The organism is Thauera sp. 27 (assembly GCF_000310125.2).
GTDB lineage: Bacteria > Pseudomonadota > Gammaproteobacteria > Burkholderiales > Rhodocyclaceae > Thauera > Thauera mechernichensis.
In genome coordinates this window covers 90008-106415 of the sequence record NZ_AMXB01000011.1, presented here as the reverse complement: position 1 = coordinate 106415, position 16408 = coordinate 90008, and the positions used below count along the sequence as shown (strand labels likewise).

Below are 16408 nucleotides of genomic sequence, written 5' to 3'. Positions count from 1 at the left end.
GGGGGTCAGAGGTAGCGCTTTGCTTCGGCAACGATGTTAGCCGGGGTGATGCCGAAGTGTGCGTAGAGCTGCTCGTAAGGGCCGGACGCACCGAAGCCAGCCATGCCGACAAAGCCGCCGCGCGGCCCCAGCCAGGCGTCCCAGCCGAAGCGCATCGCCGCCTCGACGCCGACGCGTACGCAGCCCTCGCCCAGCACGGCACTGCGGTAGCCTGCATCCTGGGCCTCGAAGAGCTCCCAGCACGGCATCGACACCACCGCGGTAGGGATACCCTCGGCCTGCAGCAGCCGGCGCGCCTCGACCGCCAACTGCACCTCGGATCCGGTTGCGAGCAGGGTCACGGCACGCGCGCCGCCTTCGGCTTCGGCCAGCACATAGGCGCCGCGGCGCGACCGGTTGTCCGCGCTGTGCGTGGTGCGCAGCGTGGGCAACGCCTGGCGGGCGAAGATCAGGCTGGCCGGCGTGCGCCGGAGTTCCAGCGCGACCTCCCAGCATTCGGCCGCCTCCACGGCGTCGGCCGGGCGCATCACCAGCATGTTGGGCATGGCACGCAGCGAGGCGAGGATTTCCACTGGCTGGTGGGTGGGGCCGTTCTTGCCGACACCGATCGAGTCGTGGCTGAACACGAACTTGACCGGCAGGCCCATCAGCGCCGCCATGCGCATGGCCGGGCGTTCGTAGTCGGAGAAGGCAAGATAGGTGACTGCAAGCGGGATGGCGCCGCCATGCGCGGCGATACCGTTGGCCATCGCACCCATCAGGTGCTCGCGCACGCCGCAGTGCACGTACGCGCCGCCGCGGTCCTCGGCGGTGAAGGCGGCAAGGCCGCGCTTGTGGGAGGTGGGGGCCTCCAGGTCGGCGCAGCCGACGATGCGCTCGGGCAGCACGCCCACCAGCAGGTCGTTGATCTCGGCCGAGGCGAAGATGCCGGGCTTGGGCTCGGTATCGGCAGCGGCCTTGCGACGGTAGTCGGTCAGTACCTCGCGCCAGCCGGTGGGCAGTTCGCCGGCCTGCACGCGCTCGAACTCGGCGCGCTCGGCAGCCGGCAGTGCGGCCAGGCGCGCCTGCCAGGCACTGTAGTCGGCAGCGCTGCGGCGGCCTGCGGCACGCCAGGCACCAAGGATGTCGGCCGGGATCTCGAACGGCGCGTGCGGCCAGCCCAGCAGCTCACGCGTGGCCTGTGCGTCCTCGGGGTACAGGCGCGCGCTGTGGCCGGCACGCTGGCCCTGCACGCGCGGGATGCCGCGGCCGATCACGGTGCGGCAGGCGATCAGCGAGGGGCGCGGATCCTGCTTGGCCAGCGTGATCGCGGCCGACACGGCATCGATGTCGTGGCCATCGACTTCGACCACGTGCCAGTCGGCGACGCGGAAGCGCGCCGCCACATCCTCGCTGATCGACAAGTCAGTGCTGCCATCGTCGGTAATCTTGTTGTCGTCCCAGAACAGGATCAGCTTGCCGAGCTTCAGATGGCCGGCGAGCGAGATCATCTCCTGACCGAGGCCTTCCTGAAGGCAACCGTCGCCAACGAAGGCCCAGGTGCAGTGGTCGACCAGGCCGGCGCCGAAGCGCGCATTCAGATAGGCCTCGGCTACCGCCATGCCGAAGGCGTTGGCGATGCCCTGGCCGAGCGGACCCGTGGTGACCTCGATGCCGCAGGCGGGCTCGAACTCAGGGTGACCGGCACAATGCGAGCCCAGCTCGCGGAAGGACTTGACCTGTTCGAGGCTGATCTTGTCGTAGCCGGTGAGGTGCAGCAGCGAGTACAACAGCATCGAGCCATGGCCGTTCGACAGCACGAAGCGGTCACGGTCGGGCCAGGTGGGGTCGGCCGGGTTGAACTTGAGGTGACGGGTGAACAGCGCGGTGGCGATCTCCGCCATGCCCAGCGGCACGCCCTGGTGGCCCTCGGCGGCGTGGACGATGGTATCGAGCGACAGAAAGCGGATGGCGTGGGCGAGTTGGCGAGGTTCTACGGCATGCATGGCAAGGGTTCTCCCTTGCCTCCCCCTGTGAGGGGGAGGCAATAGCGGGGTGGTTACGGGGGCGGGGTGGGCTGGCGGGGCGCGACGCCACGCGCGGGATCAGTACAGCGTGAAGGCGGGCACGAAGGAGATCAGTAACAACACCGTGATCGCGACCAGGTAGAAGGGCCACAGTTCGCGCACCACGGCCCCCACCTTCTGACGCGAGATGGCGGCAGAGATGAACAGCGTGGTCCCGACCGGCGGGGTGAACAGGCCGATGCTCAGGTTCACCGCCATCATGATGCCGAGCTGCACGAGGTCGAGACCGATCGCATTGCCGATGGCGACGAAGGTCGGCCCCAGAAGCAGGATCGCAGCCGGCAGATCGAGGAACATGCCTACCGTGACCATGATGAGGTTGAGCATCAGGATCACCATCCACGGCGACTTCAGCGTCTCGACGGTCCATTCGGCCACGGCGGTCGGCACCGCCTCGACGGTCAGCACGAACCCCACCAGGTTGGACGCCGCGATCACCAGCATCACCACGCCGGTCGTGACGGCGGTGTGCACCAGCGCGTCGTAGAGCCGCTTGAAGCTCAGGTCGCGATACACCAGGGCGCTCACCATCAGGCCGTAGAACACCGCCAGCACGCTCACCTCGGTGGGTGTGGCGATCCCGGCCCGCAGCAGGATGACGATGAAAGCCGGCATCGCCAGCGCCGGTGCGGCAGACACCGTGGCACGCAGCACGCCCTTCCAGGTCACCCCCTCGGCCAGGCGCTTGAAGCCGCGCAGGCGTCCCGAGAAGTAGCACACCAGCATGAAACCGCCGCACAGCATCAGCCCGGGAAGAATGCCGGCAAGAAAGAGCGCGGCGATCGACTGGTTGGACACGGCTGCATACAGGATGAGCGGAATCGAAGGCGGGATGAGGCCGGCGATGACCGACGACGCCGCCGTGGCCGCCGCCGCGAAGGCGGGGGGATAGCCCTCGCGCTTCTGCCACGGGATGAGCATCGAACCGAGTGCCGAGGCCTCGGCCACGGCCGAGCCCGACACCCCGCCGAACACCGTCGAACCCACCACCGTCACCTGCCCCAGCCCGCCATGGAAGCGGCCGACCAGCTTGGTGGCGAAGTCGATCAGGCGCTTGCCCAGCGTGCCGCCCATCATCAGGTTGCCCGACAGCATGAAGAAGGGAATGGCCAGCAGCGGGAAGCTCTGCGTGGGCTGGAAGATCTTCACCACCGCGGCCACGCTCGGCATGCCGCCGGCAGTCACCGCAGCCAGGCCGGAGCTGATCACCAGCGCGTAACCGACCGGCAGGGCCAGCACCAGCAGCGCGCTGAATACAAGAAGCATCACGACAGTCATACGTCCTCCTCGATGTGGTGGGCGCGGACGGAGAACGGGTCGTTCGCGATCAGCAGCCGGACCAAGGTGCTCAGCGCCGTGATGCCGAGGCCGACGAAGCCGACGATCATCGCCAGGTAGGCCCAGCGGGCCGAGATACCGGTCACCGGGTACACCTCGCTGCCGGTGATCTCGATGACATCGAGGCCGACCCAGGCAAGATAGAAGAAGGCCGCGGCGACAAGCACCTGATGGCCGACCATCAGCATGCGGTTGGCACCGCGCCCGAGCCAGCCGTGGATGGCGGTGACGGCAATGTGCTGGCCACGCTGGGCGGCGAGCACGATGCCGCCCATGACCAGCCAGGGGAACAGGATGTTGGGCATCTCGGTCGGCCAGCCCATGCCCTGGTTGGTGAAGTAGCGGACGATCACTTCGGCCATCAGGGATACGAACATGACGACCAGAGCACTGATCGCGACCGCCACACCGGCGGCCACGATCGCAGCGTCCACCCACTTCACCACCCGGGCCGGGACACTGCTCGAGGTCGCGGCGGGGGAAGTGGCGTGGGTCGACATCTTTACTTACCCGCTTCCGAGACGATCAGCTTGACCAGGTCGGGGAACTGCGCCGCCCACTTGTCGTAGACCGGCTGGGTCTTGGCGACGAAGGGTGCCTGGTCGATCTCGTTGATCTGGACGCCGGCGGCGGCCAGCTTCCCGCGCAGCTCGGTATCGGCCGCCAGCGACAGCTCGCGGTTCAGCTTGCCGGCCTCGACGGCAGCCTCCTTGATCGCCTGCTGGTCGGCCTTGGACAGGCCCGCCCAGATCATCTTGCTGGCGAGCACCGGCGTGGTCTCGTACTTATGGCCGGTGAGCGAGATGTATTTCTGCACCTCGTGCAGCTTGGACGCGTAGACGTTCATCAACGGGTTCTCCTGGCCGTCGAATACGCCCTGCTGCAGCGCGATGTACAGCTCGGAGAAGGCCAGCGGGCCGGGGTTGGCGCCGAGCGCCCTGAAGATGTCCAGGGTCATCGTGTCGGGCGGCGTACGCAGCTTGATGCCCTGCAGGTCGTCCGGCGTGGTGATCGGGCGCTTGTTGTTGCTGGTGTGGCGGATACCGTTATCCCACAACGCGAGCAGCACCAGGCCCTTGCCGTTGGCAGCCTCGTCGAGCTTGGCGCCGACCGGGCCATCGACCACGCGGTAGGCGTGGTTGAGGTCGCGGAACAGGAAGGGCAGTCCGATCAGGTTGAATTCCGGCACCACGCCCGCAGTGGCCCCCTGCGAATTGGCGCTGAAAGCCAGTGTGCCCAGACGCATGTTGGTGATCGACTCGACGTCGTCGCCGAACTGCGCGCTGCCGCCCACCTCGACCTTCACCCGGCCGGCGGTCTTGGTCTCGACCAGCTCGGCGAACTTGAGCGCTGCTTCGGAGCGCGGGTTGCCCGGCGCCGCGCCATGCGCCATACGCAGCACCTGTTGCGCCCAGCTGGTGGAAGCGCCCATGGCCAGGGTGGCGACGAGTGCGATCAGGGTCTTCTTCATCATGGTGGTCTCCTTCTCTTGCCTTGTGTGGACCGGGCTGCCGCGGCGGCGCCCGGCTACTGCAGCGATGCGAAAGCGGGCCCGGCCGGCGCCGGGCCGGGGGGTCAGCCGTGGATCAGCATGCCGCCGTTCACGTCCAGGGTGATGCCGGTGCAGTACTTGGACAGGTCGCTCGCCAGGAAGACGATGCAACCGCCCACATCGCTGGGTTCGCCGATACGGCCCAGCGGGATGCCGTCGAGAATCGCCGCGCGCTTGTCCGCGGGGATCTTGCCCTTGTTGATGTCGGTGGCGATCAGGCCCGGAGTGATGCAGTTGACGCGGATGTTGTCGGCGCCGAACTCGCGCGCCATGGCCTTGGCCAGGCCGAGCACGCCCGCCTTGGCGGCCGAGTAGTGCGGGCCGCCGAGGATACCGCCACCGCGCTGTGCCGACACCGACGAAATGCACACGATCGAGCCGCTCTTCTGCGCCTGCATGGTCGGGATGACCGCCTGCGACATGAACAGCGTGCCGCGCAGACTGACGTCGAGCACGGCATCGTAGTCGGCCGAGGTGATGTCGAGCGTCTTGCGCGGCTGGGTGATGCCGGCGTTGTTTACCAGCACGTCGATACGGCCCAGGCGCTTGACGATTTCGGCGGCGGCCGCATCGCAAGCCGCCTTGTCGGTGACGTTGGCCACCAGGCCGATGTGCTGCGGACCGAGTTCGGCTGCAGCCGCCGCCGGGTTGGCCTGCTCTAGGTCGAGCAGGGCGATGCGCGCACCTTGCGCGGCCAGCATGCGGGCAGTGGCGAAGCCCAGGCCGTTGAGGCCGGCACCGCCGGTGATGACGGCAACCTTGCCGTCAAGAAGAAGGGATTGGGACATGGACGGATCCTGTTCAGAGCGGCGCCCTTGAGGGCGCCCGGTTTCGAGGGAGGGAGCGACGGGGGGAAGAAAGGAAGCGACCGTTCAGCCGATCCAGCGCTTGATCGTGGCCGACATCGCCTCGGTGGAGATACCGTAGCGGTCGTGCAGCGTGGGCAGCGCGCCGGCATCGAGGAAGGCGTCGGGCAGCGCGATCTGGCGGAACTGCGGCGTCACGCCTGCGGTCAGCAGCGCTGTCGCGACCGCCTCGCCCAGGCCGCCGACCGAGGTATGGTTCTCGGCCACCACCACCAGGCGGCCGGAGCGGCCGGCCTCGCGCAGGATGGTCGCGGTGTCGAGCGGCTTGATCGTCGGCACGTGCAGCACGCCGACGTCGACCTTGTCCGCCTCCAGCGCCTTGGCGACTTCCAGCGCACGCATGGTCAGGATGCCGGACGAGATCACCAGCACATCCCTGCCGTCGCGCAGCAGCTTGGCCTTGCCGAGCTCGAAGCTGTAGTCATACTCGTCGAGCACCAATGGCACATTGCCGCGCAGCAGGCGCATATAGACCGGGCCGTTGTGGGCAGCGATCTGGGGCACGGCCTGCTCGATGTCGAGGGCGTCGCAAGGGTCGATGATGGTCATGCCGGGAATGCCGCGCATCAGCGCGATGTCCTCGGTCGCCTGGTGGCTGGGGCCGTAGCCGGTGGTGAGGCCGGGCAGCGCGCAGCACATCTTGACGTTGAGATTCTCCTCGGCGATCACCTGGTGCACGAAGTCGAAGGCGCGACGGGTGCCGAATACCGCGTACGTGGTGGCGAAGGGCACGAAGCCCTCCTTGGCCATGCCGCCCGCCGAGGCCATCAGCAGCTGCTCGGCCATGCCCATCTGGAAGAAGCGCTCGGGGCAGGCCTGGGCGAACAGGTGGAGGTCGGTGTACTTGGCGAGGTCGGCGGTAAGGCCGACGATGTCCCGGCGCTGCATGGCCAGTTCGACGAGGGCCTTGCCGAACGGGGCAGCCTTGACGCGCTGGCCCTCGGAGGCGATCGAGGCAATCATCGCCGAGGTTGTCAGGCGCGGCTTCTTGGCGGTGGTGGTACTCATCGTGCAGCTCCCTGGGCTTGGTCGAGGATGTCGATGGCCTGCTGCCATTCGAGCGGATCGACACGGATGAAGTGGTTCTTCTCGCGAGTCTCGAGGAAGGGCACCCCCTTGCCCATCAGGGTGTCGAAGAGGATCACCCGCGGCCTGGCTTCGGTCAGCCTGCGTGCGGTGTCGAAGGCAGCGATCACGGCAGCCAGGTCGTTGCCATCGACACGCTGCACATGCCAGCCGAAGGATGCCCACTTGTCGGCGAGGGGCTCGAAGCCCATCACCTTGGTCGAGGGGCCGTCGGCCTGTTGGTTGTTGATGTCGACCAGGCAGATCAGGTTGGAGAGGCCGTGATGGGCTGCACCCATCGCTGCTTCCCAGGTCGAACCCTCGTCGAGCTCGCCGTCCGACATCGAGTTGTAAACAAAAGCGGGATTGCCCTTCAGGCGCAGGCCCAGCGCCATGCCCACAGCGATCGGCAGCCCCTGGCCAAGAGAGCCACCCGACATCTCCATGCCCGGCGTGTAGGTCGCCATGCCCGACATCGGCAGCCGGCTGTCATCGCTGCCATAGGTCTCGAGCTCGTCCTCGGGGATGATCCTGGCCTCGATCAGCGCGGCGTAGAAGGCGATGGCGTAATGACCATGCGACAGCAGGAAGCGATCACGGCCCTCCCACTCCGGGTCGTCGGCACGGAAGTTCATCGCATGGCAGTAGGCCGTCGCCAGCACGTCGGCGTAACCCAGCGCCTGGCCGACATAGCCCTGGCCCTGCACCTCGCCCATCCGCAACGCAAAGCGGCGGATGCGGTAGGCGCTTTCGGCGACCCGGGCGTAGTCCTCGGTAAGACTTGTTTGCACGCAGTTCTCCTTGACTTGAACCCGGCAACGCAGGGGCGCCAGGCAGATTCGTTTCGCTCGGCCAGAGACCCATCGCCCCGGCCCTGCCGGCAGCCGATGAAGGGCGTCCAGCGAGTGAGGGAAAGCTTATTCGCTTGATTTATCGGCCTCAAACGATTATTTATGGGCCTATAGATGAATTGATCTCATGTGAATGCCGCGATGCACAATCGAATTTCCCTCAAGGCCATTCAGGCATTCGAGGCCGCCGCGCGGCTGTCCTCCTTCGCGCTTGCAGCAGACGAACTCTTCGTCACGCCGTCTGCAATAAGCCATCAGGTCAAGCAGCTGGAAGAGCAGTTCGGCGTTCAGCTCTTTCATCGCGTACATCGGGCGGTGGTGCTAACGGACGCCGGGCGGCGCTATGCCGAGGAGGTGTCGGCAGCTTTCTCGCGCATTGAGTTGGCAACGCGCGAACTGGGACGGACGGAAAAGATCGACATCCTGACGGTGCACTCCACCCCCAGCTTTGCCACCCAGTGGCTGATGCCGCGGCTGGCTCGCTTCAGCTCGCTGAACCCGGACGTCGACGTGCGGCTCAACGCATCGACCGACGCGGTCGACCTCGTCTCGGGAGCGGTCGACATCGACATCCGCTACGGCATGCGCCGCCTGCAGCCGGCAGGCACCATGGTGCTGAGCTTCCCCGCCGAGACCATCGTGCCGCTGTGTGCGCCCGCGCTGCTCGAGGGCGAACACCCCATCCGCAGCCCCGAGGACCTCGCCCTCCACACGCTGATCCATAGCGAGGTCTGCCTGGTGAGCTGGCGCGACTGGATGCGCCAGCACCGCAAAGTCAAGCTCGACATCTCACGCGGCCTGCGCTTTGACCGCTCGTTCATGGCCATCAGCGCTGCAGTGGACGGTTTGGGCGTGTGCCTGGAGAGCCTGCTGCTGGTGCAACGCGAACTGGAAACCGGCCGCCTCGTCGCACCCTTTGGCCTGGCTGGCCCCAAGGTGCAGGGCTACACCTTCAACCTGCTCAAGTCGCGCGCCGAGCTGCCCAAGATCCGCAGCTTCCAGGAATGGCTCTTCGATGAATTGGACGCCCCACGGCGCTGAAGCCTGCCAACGCCTTTCGGGGCTGCAGCGGAGACGCGCGGGCGAGCGCGCCCCCGCCGGCTAAGGCATCAGACGTTCAGGGGTGCCGGACGCCTGCGCATCGCACCCAATCCGAGCACGCCAATCGCAAGGCATGCGAGCGTGCCGGGCTCGGGCACAGTCGAAACACCAACCGCCCGCGCAACCAAGGTGAAGTCGAACCTGCTGGGGAAGAAGTCGCCCACGTAGTCCGTACCTGTCATCGACAAGGTCGTACCATTGAATGTACCGGCATAGCTGCCGAAGGCCCCCATCGACCAGCAGCCCCCGGTAGACGGAAACCATGTGCACGGATTCTCGTTGGCCACGAAATCCTCGCCCGAGAGCACGGCGAAGTAAGTCGGGAAGTCAAACCCGAGCGCAGACGCACCACCACTCTCGATCACCGGCGTCTCAAAGCGGATCTGCTGCCGCTCATAGCCGTCGGGCGGAAAGAGGGATGTGGTCACGAACACGGTCTCCTGCTGGAGCTTGAAGCTGCCGGAGAGCGCGAAGGTCTGCGGCGGCGGCAAGACACCGCAGTTGCCGTCCGGGTCGCAGAGCGGAAAGCCCCCCGGACTGTAAGTGACCGAACTCTGACTCGCGTCGATCTCGAGCACGAGGGCGTGCGCCAGGGTGGGCATCGCCCCGAGCGTGACCGTGGTGAGCACGGACGCAACGGCGACCCGTGCGGTGCTGGGCAGGAGGTTCATGTGTGCAAGGCCTCTCATGAAATTAGCATCGAATGACACCGAATCCACCCCCTCGGGTGAAGCACGGCGCGACGACACATAATGCAAATTTCATTCCCGGCGCATCTGCACGACACATGCCTTTGTATTAAATGAATTATGGATAAGCTGAAACCATAACCATGGCATGGGATGTAAATAAATCCGACACCCACCCCTCCAGCCGTTAAGGCCCCGGTGCCGCATGCCCGGCGCGCCGGACGGTCGCCAGCAGCAGTGCCGCCGCCACGAACAGGCCGCCGAAACTGCGGTTGAGCAGACGCTGCTGATGCGGCTCGCGCAGCAGGCGCAGCACGCGCGCGGCGAGGCCGGTATAGCCTGCCATGACGACCAGGTCGACCGTGATCATGGTGGCTGCGAGGATCAGGTATTGCGCCAGCAGCGGACGCGCCGGGTCGAGGAACTGCGGCAACACCGCGAGGATGAACACGATCGCCTTCGGATTGCTGGCATTGACGATGAAGCCTCTCATCACCAGCGGCCATGGCCGCCCATGAGCGGCATCGCCCGACTCGACCGCCACCGCCGCGGGCGGTGCCACCCACTGCTTCCAGCCCAGGTACACCAGATAGGCGACGCCGAACCACTTGATGACCGAGAAGGCAAGCTCGGACGCAGCCAGCACCGCCCCCAAGCCAGTGGCGACAATGCCGATCTGGAGCACCAGCGCAAGCTGCAGCCCAAGGGCATTCCAGTAACCGCGGCGGAAGCCGTAGTTCAGGCCGGAAGACATTGACGCCACGGCGCCCGCGCCAGGGCTGAGGCTGATGACCCAGCAGGCAACGAAGAAGGAGATCCAGGTATCGAGCAGCATCGGGAAGGTATCCAGGCAGTTGCAGCGCACACAAGCCGCCATGTTAATCCGCCTCTGCGCCGATGCATGGCCCTGTGTGCGTTACAGGCAGATGAATCGCCACAGCCATGCGGCAACCAGGCCACGGCGCATGCGCCTGCCTGCCCCGGCGCCCACCGCAAGCCTCACAATGGCGCCTCGTGGAGAAAACGATGGAAACAGACTGGACAGAGGAGTTCTCCCGCTGCGCGGACCTGATCGCGCAGGCAGACGGCCTGCTGATCACCGCTGGCGCGGGGCTGGGGGTCGACTCAGGCCTACCGGATTTTCGCGGCAGCGGCGGATTGTGGCGCGCCTACCCGGCGCTTGGCCGCGCTCGCCTGCAGTTCGCCGAGATCGCAAACCCGGCCGCCTTCCGCACCCACCCACGGCTGGCCTGGGGCTTCTACGGCCACCGCTTGCGGCTATACCGACAAACCACACCGGGGCCCGCCTTCGGCATCCTGAAGTCGATCGCAAGCCAACTGCCTGCTGGCGCCCGCATCTTCACCAGCAACGTCGACGGCCACTTCCAGAAGGCGGGTTTCGACCCACGGCACATCGTTGAGTGCCACGGCTCGATTCATCACCTGCAATGCATGACAGGCTGCCGGGGCAAGGTGTGGCCGGCCGACGACTTCGAGCCCGAGGTTGACGAGGCAGCCTGCCTGCTCCTCAACGCGGCTCCCGTCTGCCCCTGGTGCAAGGGCCTTGCGCGACCGAACATCCTGATGTTCGGCGACGCCGACTGGATCGACACCCGGACGCAGCACCAATACGCTCGCTACGCCAGCTGGCGCAGCTCACTCGACCGGCTGCTGGTGATCGAGATCGGCGCAGGCACGGCCGTGCCATCCGTACGCCTGTTCGGCGAACAACAGGGAACACCCCTCATCCGCATCAACCCCGACGATGCTTCGACCGCCGCCGACCGCGGCGTATCCCTGCCGATGAGCGGGATCGCCGCCCTGCGCGGAATCGAGGCCGCGCTGCGGACGCGGGGTTTCCTGGCGGACTGACCGCAACGCACCAGCCCCCCGCCACAGCGTCACCGCGCCATCCGAGTGCCGAAGACCCGCACCGCGCGGCGTGTCAGAACACCTTCGATTTCTTGAACAACGGCACGAGCTGCATGTCGGATTTCATCACATGGTCCACCAACCAGTGGCGCAGGAAGTTGGTGAGCTCCTGGCTTTGGTCGCGCAGTCCTTCCGGACCGACGGCTGGATCGTCGAGCAAAACCTCGATGCTGTTGACCAGCACATCAAGCTCGCGCAGCAGTTGGCGATGCGCCTGCCTGTGCTCGTCGAACTGGATGTAGCCCCAGGCGATCTGGATGCGCTCCTCGCGCTCGAAGTGCCCCGCCGCATACCGCCTGAGCTCCTCGAGCGCCATCTCGATATGCGGCCGGTTCTCTGGAAAGCGCAATACGAGCTCGACGGTGTTGATCAGCAGGATCAGATAACGATGGTCGGCGTCGATCTCGTCGTGGCCGATGGCCATTTGTGGACGCCAGAAGATGGGCATGATGCGTTGCCTTTGGATCACATGAAGGAGCGCAGCAGCGGATGCAGGGATCCGAGTGCAGGGGCCGCATGATGACAGCCTCGCGCCCAACCCGAAAGCGGCGAACAGGCAGCCCTACTTAAGAGGCGTCCCAGTGGGCCACGCCAAGCCACTGAACGAGCACTTATCGAGACGGCCACTCAAGCAAGCTGCGCAGTCGCCCAGTTCACAATATCTTGGGCGCCTAAGGCGCCACTCTGGCGAGCAAATTCCCGCCCACCGCGGAACAACACCATGGTCGGGATACTGCGAATACCGTAGCGCGCGGCCAAGCCTCGCTCCATCTCAGTGTTCACCTTTACCAGACGCACCTTTGGCTCGAGTACGCTCGCCGCCTGCTGGAACTGAGGCGCCATCACCTTGCATGGGCCACACCATGGCGCCCAGAAGTCCACCAATACCGGCAGATCAGTGCGCTCGATATGGCGCTCAAAGCACTGTTCCGTTAGCGCGATCGGTGTACCGTCGAACAGCGCCTGATGACAACGACCGCAACTGGGAGCCTCGTGCAGCCGACTGCCAGGGACACGATTGATGCTGTTACAGCGAGGGCAAACGATGTGTAGTGACTCGTTCATGTCTCGTCCTTGAATGCGGTTGTCGATATCGGGGTCGCATGCACGTGCAAGCCACTCCTTGGCGGTATTCGTATTTTTATCAACTCCAGTAAGTGAGGCCACAGGCTCGAGAAATCAAGTAGATCGAAGCTTCAGGCGGCCTGATCCGACCCATACGCCTCCATCGATCGATGGCGCCCACTGACCAAGGTGTGCCTATCACTCGCGCACGTTTCAATCCACCCGCCCACGCGGGGCGCGACGCAGGATCTGACCGATACGACCCCCGCTGCCGATCAGTTTCAATCCACGCGCCCACGCGGGGCGCGACCGCGTGAAGGTGCGCCGCGGCTGCTACCGCTTCGCGTTTCAATCCACGCGCCCACGCGGGGCGCGACCTGACCGCGTCGTTTTCTTCGGGTCGCCGGTGCCGGGTTTCAATCCGCGCGCCCACGCGGGGCGCGACGCGCTGCAGGCCGCCACCCGCGGCGGCTGACGCCCGGTTTCAATCCACGCGCCCACGCGGGGCGCGACCCGAGGAGCAGATGCGCCGGTACCGCGAGGCGCAAGTTTCAATCCACGCGCCCACGCGGGGCGCGACGGGCCGCGGCCGGGGCGGCGGACGGCACGGCGCCGTTTCAATCCACGCGCCCACGCGGGGCGCGACCGTCACAAGCGGAGATTCAGGCCGCCGAGCGGCTGTTTCAATCCACGCGCCCACGCGGGGCGCGACAGTCGTTGCGTGATGATCTGTCGGCTTTCCGCGTGGTTTCAATCCACGCGCCCACGCGGGGCGCGACTCATCGGGCAACGCCGCGCCTGGCGCATTTGCGGAAGTTTCAATCCACGCGCCCACGCGGGGCGCGACACGGCGGGCTGCACCTTGTCTTCGAGTTCGGTCCAGTTTCAATCCACGCGCCCACGCGGGGCGCGACCCTGCGCGCTCTCGATGTGGTCGCGCGACAGGCGCGTTTCAATCCACGCGCCCACGCGGGGCGCGACCGCTGAGCCGGGATCCAGCTCAGGACGCGCGAGTGGTTTCAATCCACGCGCCCACGCGGGGCGCGACGCCGACCTGGGCGCCGCCCGCGAACAACTCGACACGGTTTCAATCCACGCGCCCACGCGGGGCGCGACCCACCAGGACTGCCGCAGGTACGGCTCCTCGGAAGTTTCAATCCACGCGCCCACGCGGGGCGCGACGGTCGCCATTGGTCACGCGCGAGAAGTTGCCCTTCTCGTTTCAATCCACGCGCCCACGCGGGGCGCGCCCCCCAGTCGCCAGCCAAGCGCCGCCAGATCGAGGAGTTTCAATCCACGCGCCCACGCGGGGCGCGACCACGTCGAGCGCATCCGCCGGCAGGATCTGCACTTGTTTCAATCCACGCGCCCACGCGGGGCGCGACGAGTTTGAATCCGCCAAGCGCGAAGCGGCCGGGCTGTTTCAATCCACGCGCCCACGCGGGGCGCGACATATTCAACGGTAAGCGATAGGCGCGAACCGCAAAGTTTCAATCCACGCGCCCACGCGGGGCGCGACGCAGTCCCGTCGCCATCTCTAGCCCACCGTCGCGCTGTTTCAATCCACGCGCCCACGCGGGGCGCGACCAGCTCGGCAGTCGTTCCAACCCTTCGCGTACTGTGTTTCAATCCACGCGCCCACGCGGGGCGCGACTCGGGTGCATCTTCCGCTGTTGCCGTGATTGGCATGTTTCAATCCACGCGCCCACGCGGGGCGCGACGCGGCACATCCACCCACTCAGCGTATTCAGATGCCGGTTTCAATCCACGCGCCCACGCGGGGCGCGACCCGATCACCCGCACGCCCGCGTACTTGAGCCGGCGTTTCAATCCACGCGCCCACGCGGGGCGCGACATTCGACCGCCGCCGCGCAGCCTTCCGCGCCATCAAGTTTCAATCCACGCGCCCACGCGGGGCGCGACGTTGGAATCAATCCGCTCTCTGGAGCTGGGGGAGGTTTCAATCCACGCGCCCACGCGGGGCGCGACGCTCGGCAACCCGATCTATATCGGGCGCCAGGTGTGGTTTCAATCCACGCGCCCACGCGGGGCGCGACTTGCGGCGCTGGAACCTAAATCCAGTTATACAACGTTTCAATCCACGCGCCCACGCGGGGCGCGACTCGTGCGGCTCGTCGCAGTGCGGGCAGCGGATCTGGTTTCAATCCACGCGCCCACGCGGGGCGCGACTCGCGCTTGAGATCCGCAGCGGCATTGCGCGCGGTGTTTCAATCCACGCGCCCACGCGGGGCGCGACCGTTGCGCTGGCGTCGGCGATGGCCGCGACGAGACGTTTCAATCCACGCGCCCACGCGGGGCGCGACCGGCCATCCTGCGGCGCCTGGGGTTCCGCACGAAGTTTCAATCCACGCGCCCACGCGGGGCGCGACGCTGGCCCTGGCCGCGGCAGTGAGGACGGCGCGATGTTTCAATCCACGCGCCCACGCGGGGCGCGACGCGGTTGGGGTGTTTGCTCATCGCAGATACTTTTGCGGTTTCAATCCACGCGCCCACGCGGGGCGCGACGCGCGTCACCATCAGTTTCTCAGTGCCGGCCCCGGTTTCAATCCACGCGCCCACGCGGGGCGCGACCGGGTGTTAGGCTTGCGGATGCGCACATGCCCATTGTTTCAATCCACGCGCCCACGCGGGGCGCGACCCTGGGCGCGGCGCCCCTCGAGCGTGCGGGCCATGTTTCAATCCACGCGCCCACGCGGGGCGCGACGTGACTGCGCCGCGGTAGTCGATGGCGCCCACGCCGTTTCAATCCACGCGCCCACGCGGGGCGCGACACCTTGGCACCGACGCGGGCGAGCAACTCATCATGTTTCAATCCACGCGCCCACGCGGGGCGCGACGGCCGTGTCAACGTCAAAGAGGTCTTTCTTGTCAGCGTTTCAATCCACGCGCCCACGCGGGGCGCGACATGCTGGCGGCGCAGCTCGATAGCCGGGATCTCGCGGTTTCAATCCACGCGCCCACGCGGGGCGCGACTCGACGCTGCCGTCATCGCCAGTTGCGCGAACCTCGTTTCAATCCACGCGCCCACGCGGGGCGCGACAATCGCAGGCAGCGCGTGTCCTACGTGTGGGACAAGTTTCAATCCACGCGCCCACGCGGGGCGCGACGCCCAGCCGCGCAGGATGCCATCGATAGCGTAGAGTTTCAATCCACGCGCCCACGCGGGGCGCGACGGGGTCGCGGATCTGCGGTTGCGCCTGCTGGAGCTGGTTTCAATCCACGCGCCCACGCGGGGCGCGACGCAAGGCTCAAGGAGATACAGAAAGCATGAAGCAGTTTCAATCCACGCGCCCACGCGGGGCGCGACGGTCAGCGGGCGCACCAGCACCAGCCGATCGACCAGTTTCAATCCACGCGCCCACGCGGGGCGCGACTCACCGATGCCGCACTTGAGCAGCGAGTCGAGGAAGTTTCAATCCACGCGCCCACGCGGGGCGCGACGCTCATCGTTGCGGTGCTTTCTCGGATGGCGATGTTTCAATCCACGCGCCCACGCGGGGCGCGACACGGCGATGACGACCGCAGATTTGAGGTCGAACTTGTTTCAATCCACGCGCCCACGCGGGGCGCGACCCCATCGCTCATGTCTGGGCCCGCGCCAGACGTTGTTTCAATCCACGCGCCCACGCGGGGCGCGACGCCCTGGGCATCAACACTGGAGCTAAAGCTATGCCCGTTTCAATCCACGCGCCCACGCGGGGCGCGACCAGAGACCTCGGGCCACTTGCTCTCAAACGGCTGGTTTCAATCCACGCGCCCACGCGGGGCGCGACGTCTCTACCGCGCTCGAGCGCGCCAAAGCCGAAGGGTTTCAATCCACGCGCCCACGCGGGGCGCGACTCGACGGCATCCTCGTGAAGCC

Annotated in this window: 13 protein-coding genes and 1 CRISPR repeat array (1 of these 14 only partly in view); of the genes, 2 read left to right on the top strand and 11 right to left on the bottom strand. The window is 66.5% G+C overall.

The annotated features are described in order from the left end of the window. Positions 1-5 precede the first annotated feature (5 nt). From tkt to B447_RS08085, 7 genes are all read right to left on the bottom strand, one after another. Positions 6-1985 (bottom strand): transketolase, encoded by a 1980-nt coding sequence (gene tkt / locus B447_RS08115; protein ID WP_002938551.1) that lies wholly within the window; start codon positions 1983-1985, stop codon positions 6-8. Positions 1986-2084: 99 nt separating this feature from the next. Continuing rightward, positions 2085-3344 carry a TRAP transporter large permease gene (locus tag B447_RS08110; protein ID WP_002938550.1) on the bottom strand — a complete coding sequence of 420 codons (1260 nt, stop codon included), beginning with the start codon at positions 3342-3344 and terminating at the stop codon, positions 2085-2087. Beyond that, positions 3341-3838, bottom strand: coding sequence for a TRAP transporter small permease (locus B447_RS08105; RefSeq protein ID WP_232431586.1), 498 nt, complete (start codon positions 3836-3838; stop codon positions 3341-3343). The genes B447_RS08110 and B447_RS08105 overlap by 4 nt, the downstream gene beginning before the upstream one ends. Positions 3839-3906: 68 nt before the next feature. Then, positions 3907-4878, bottom strand: a complete 972-nt coding sequence (locus B447_RS08100) for a TRAP transporter substrate-binding protein (protein WP_002938547.1) — start codon at positions 4876-4878, stop codon at positions 3907-3909. Between the two features lie 101 nt (positions 4879-4979). Further along, positions 4980-5744, bottom strand: a complete 765-nt coding sequence (locus B447_RS08095) for an SDR family NAD(P)-dependent oxidoreductase (protein WP_002938544.1) — start codon at positions 5742-5744, stop codon at positions 4980-4982. Positions 5745-5828: 84 nt separating this feature from the next. Beyond that, complete coding sequence (locus B447_RS08090; protein WP_002930499.1) at positions 5829-6830, bottom strand: transketolase family protein; 1002 nt, start codon at positions 6828-6830, stop codon at positions 5829-5831. Beyond that, a complete protein-coding gene (locus B447_RS08085; RefSeq protein ID WP_002938540.1) occupies positions 6827-7678 on the bottom strand; it encodes a transketolase in 852 nt (283 codons plus the stop codon). The genes B447_RS08090 and B447_RS08085 overlap by 4 nt, the downstream gene beginning before the upstream one ends. A 201-nt stretch (positions 7679-7879) precedes the next feature. Here B447_RS08085 and gcvA point away from each other — a divergent pair, with 201 nt between their 5' ends. Continuing rightward, a complete protein-coding gene (gcvA, locus tag B447_RS08080) occupies positions 7880-8779 on the top strand; it encodes a transcriptional regulator GcvA (protein ID WP_232431584.1) in 900 nt (299 codons plus the stop codon). Positions 8780-8847: 68 nt separating this feature from the next. Here the strand turns inward: gcvA and B447_RS08075 are convergent, their stop codons facing one another. Then, on the bottom strand, positions 8848-9510 hold the full coding sequence (locus B447_RS08075; protein ID WP_002938533.1) for a PEP-CTERM sorting domain-containing protein: 663 nt from the start codon (positions 9508-9510) through the stop codon (positions 8848-8850). Positions 9511-9715: 205 nt separating this feature from the next. Next, the gene (locus tag B447_RS08070; RefSeq protein WP_002938532.1) at positions 9716-10405 is read right to left on the bottom strand and encodes a LysE family transporter; all 690 of its coding nucleotides are present in this window, start codon (positions 10403-10405) and stop codon (positions 9716-9718) included. A 149-nt stretch (positions 10406-10554) separates the two neighbouring features. Here B447_RS08070 and B447_RS08065 point away from each other — a divergent pair, with 149 nt between their 5' ends. Further along, a complete protein-coding gene (locus tag B447_RS08065; protein WP_002938531.1) occupies positions 10555-11400 on the top strand; it encodes an SIR2 family NAD-dependent protein deacylase in 846 nt (281 codons plus the stop codon). Positions 11401-11473: 73 nt separating this feature from the next. Here the strand turns inward: B447_RS08065 and B447_RS08060 are convergent, their stop codons facing one another. Both B447_RS08060 and trxC read right to left on the bottom strand, forming a co-directional pair. Further along, positions 11474-11908, bottom strand: coding sequence for a bacteriohemerythrin (locus B447_RS08060; protein ID WP_232431582.1), 435 nt, complete (start codon positions 11906-11908; stop codon positions 11474-11476). Positions 11909-12087: 179 nt separating this feature from the next. Beyond that, on the bottom strand, positions 12088-12525 hold the full coding sequence (trxC, locus tag B447_RS08055) for a thioredoxin TrxC (protein ID WP_002938529.1): 438 nt from the start codon (positions 12523-12525) through the stop codon (positions 12088-12090). A gap of 210 nt (positions 12526-12735) precedes the next feature. After that, a CRISPR array of direct repeats spans positions 12736-16408; the repeat unit is 32 nt; unit sequence GTTTCAATCCACGCGCCCACGCGGGGCGCGAC; it runs 645 nt beyond the window's last position.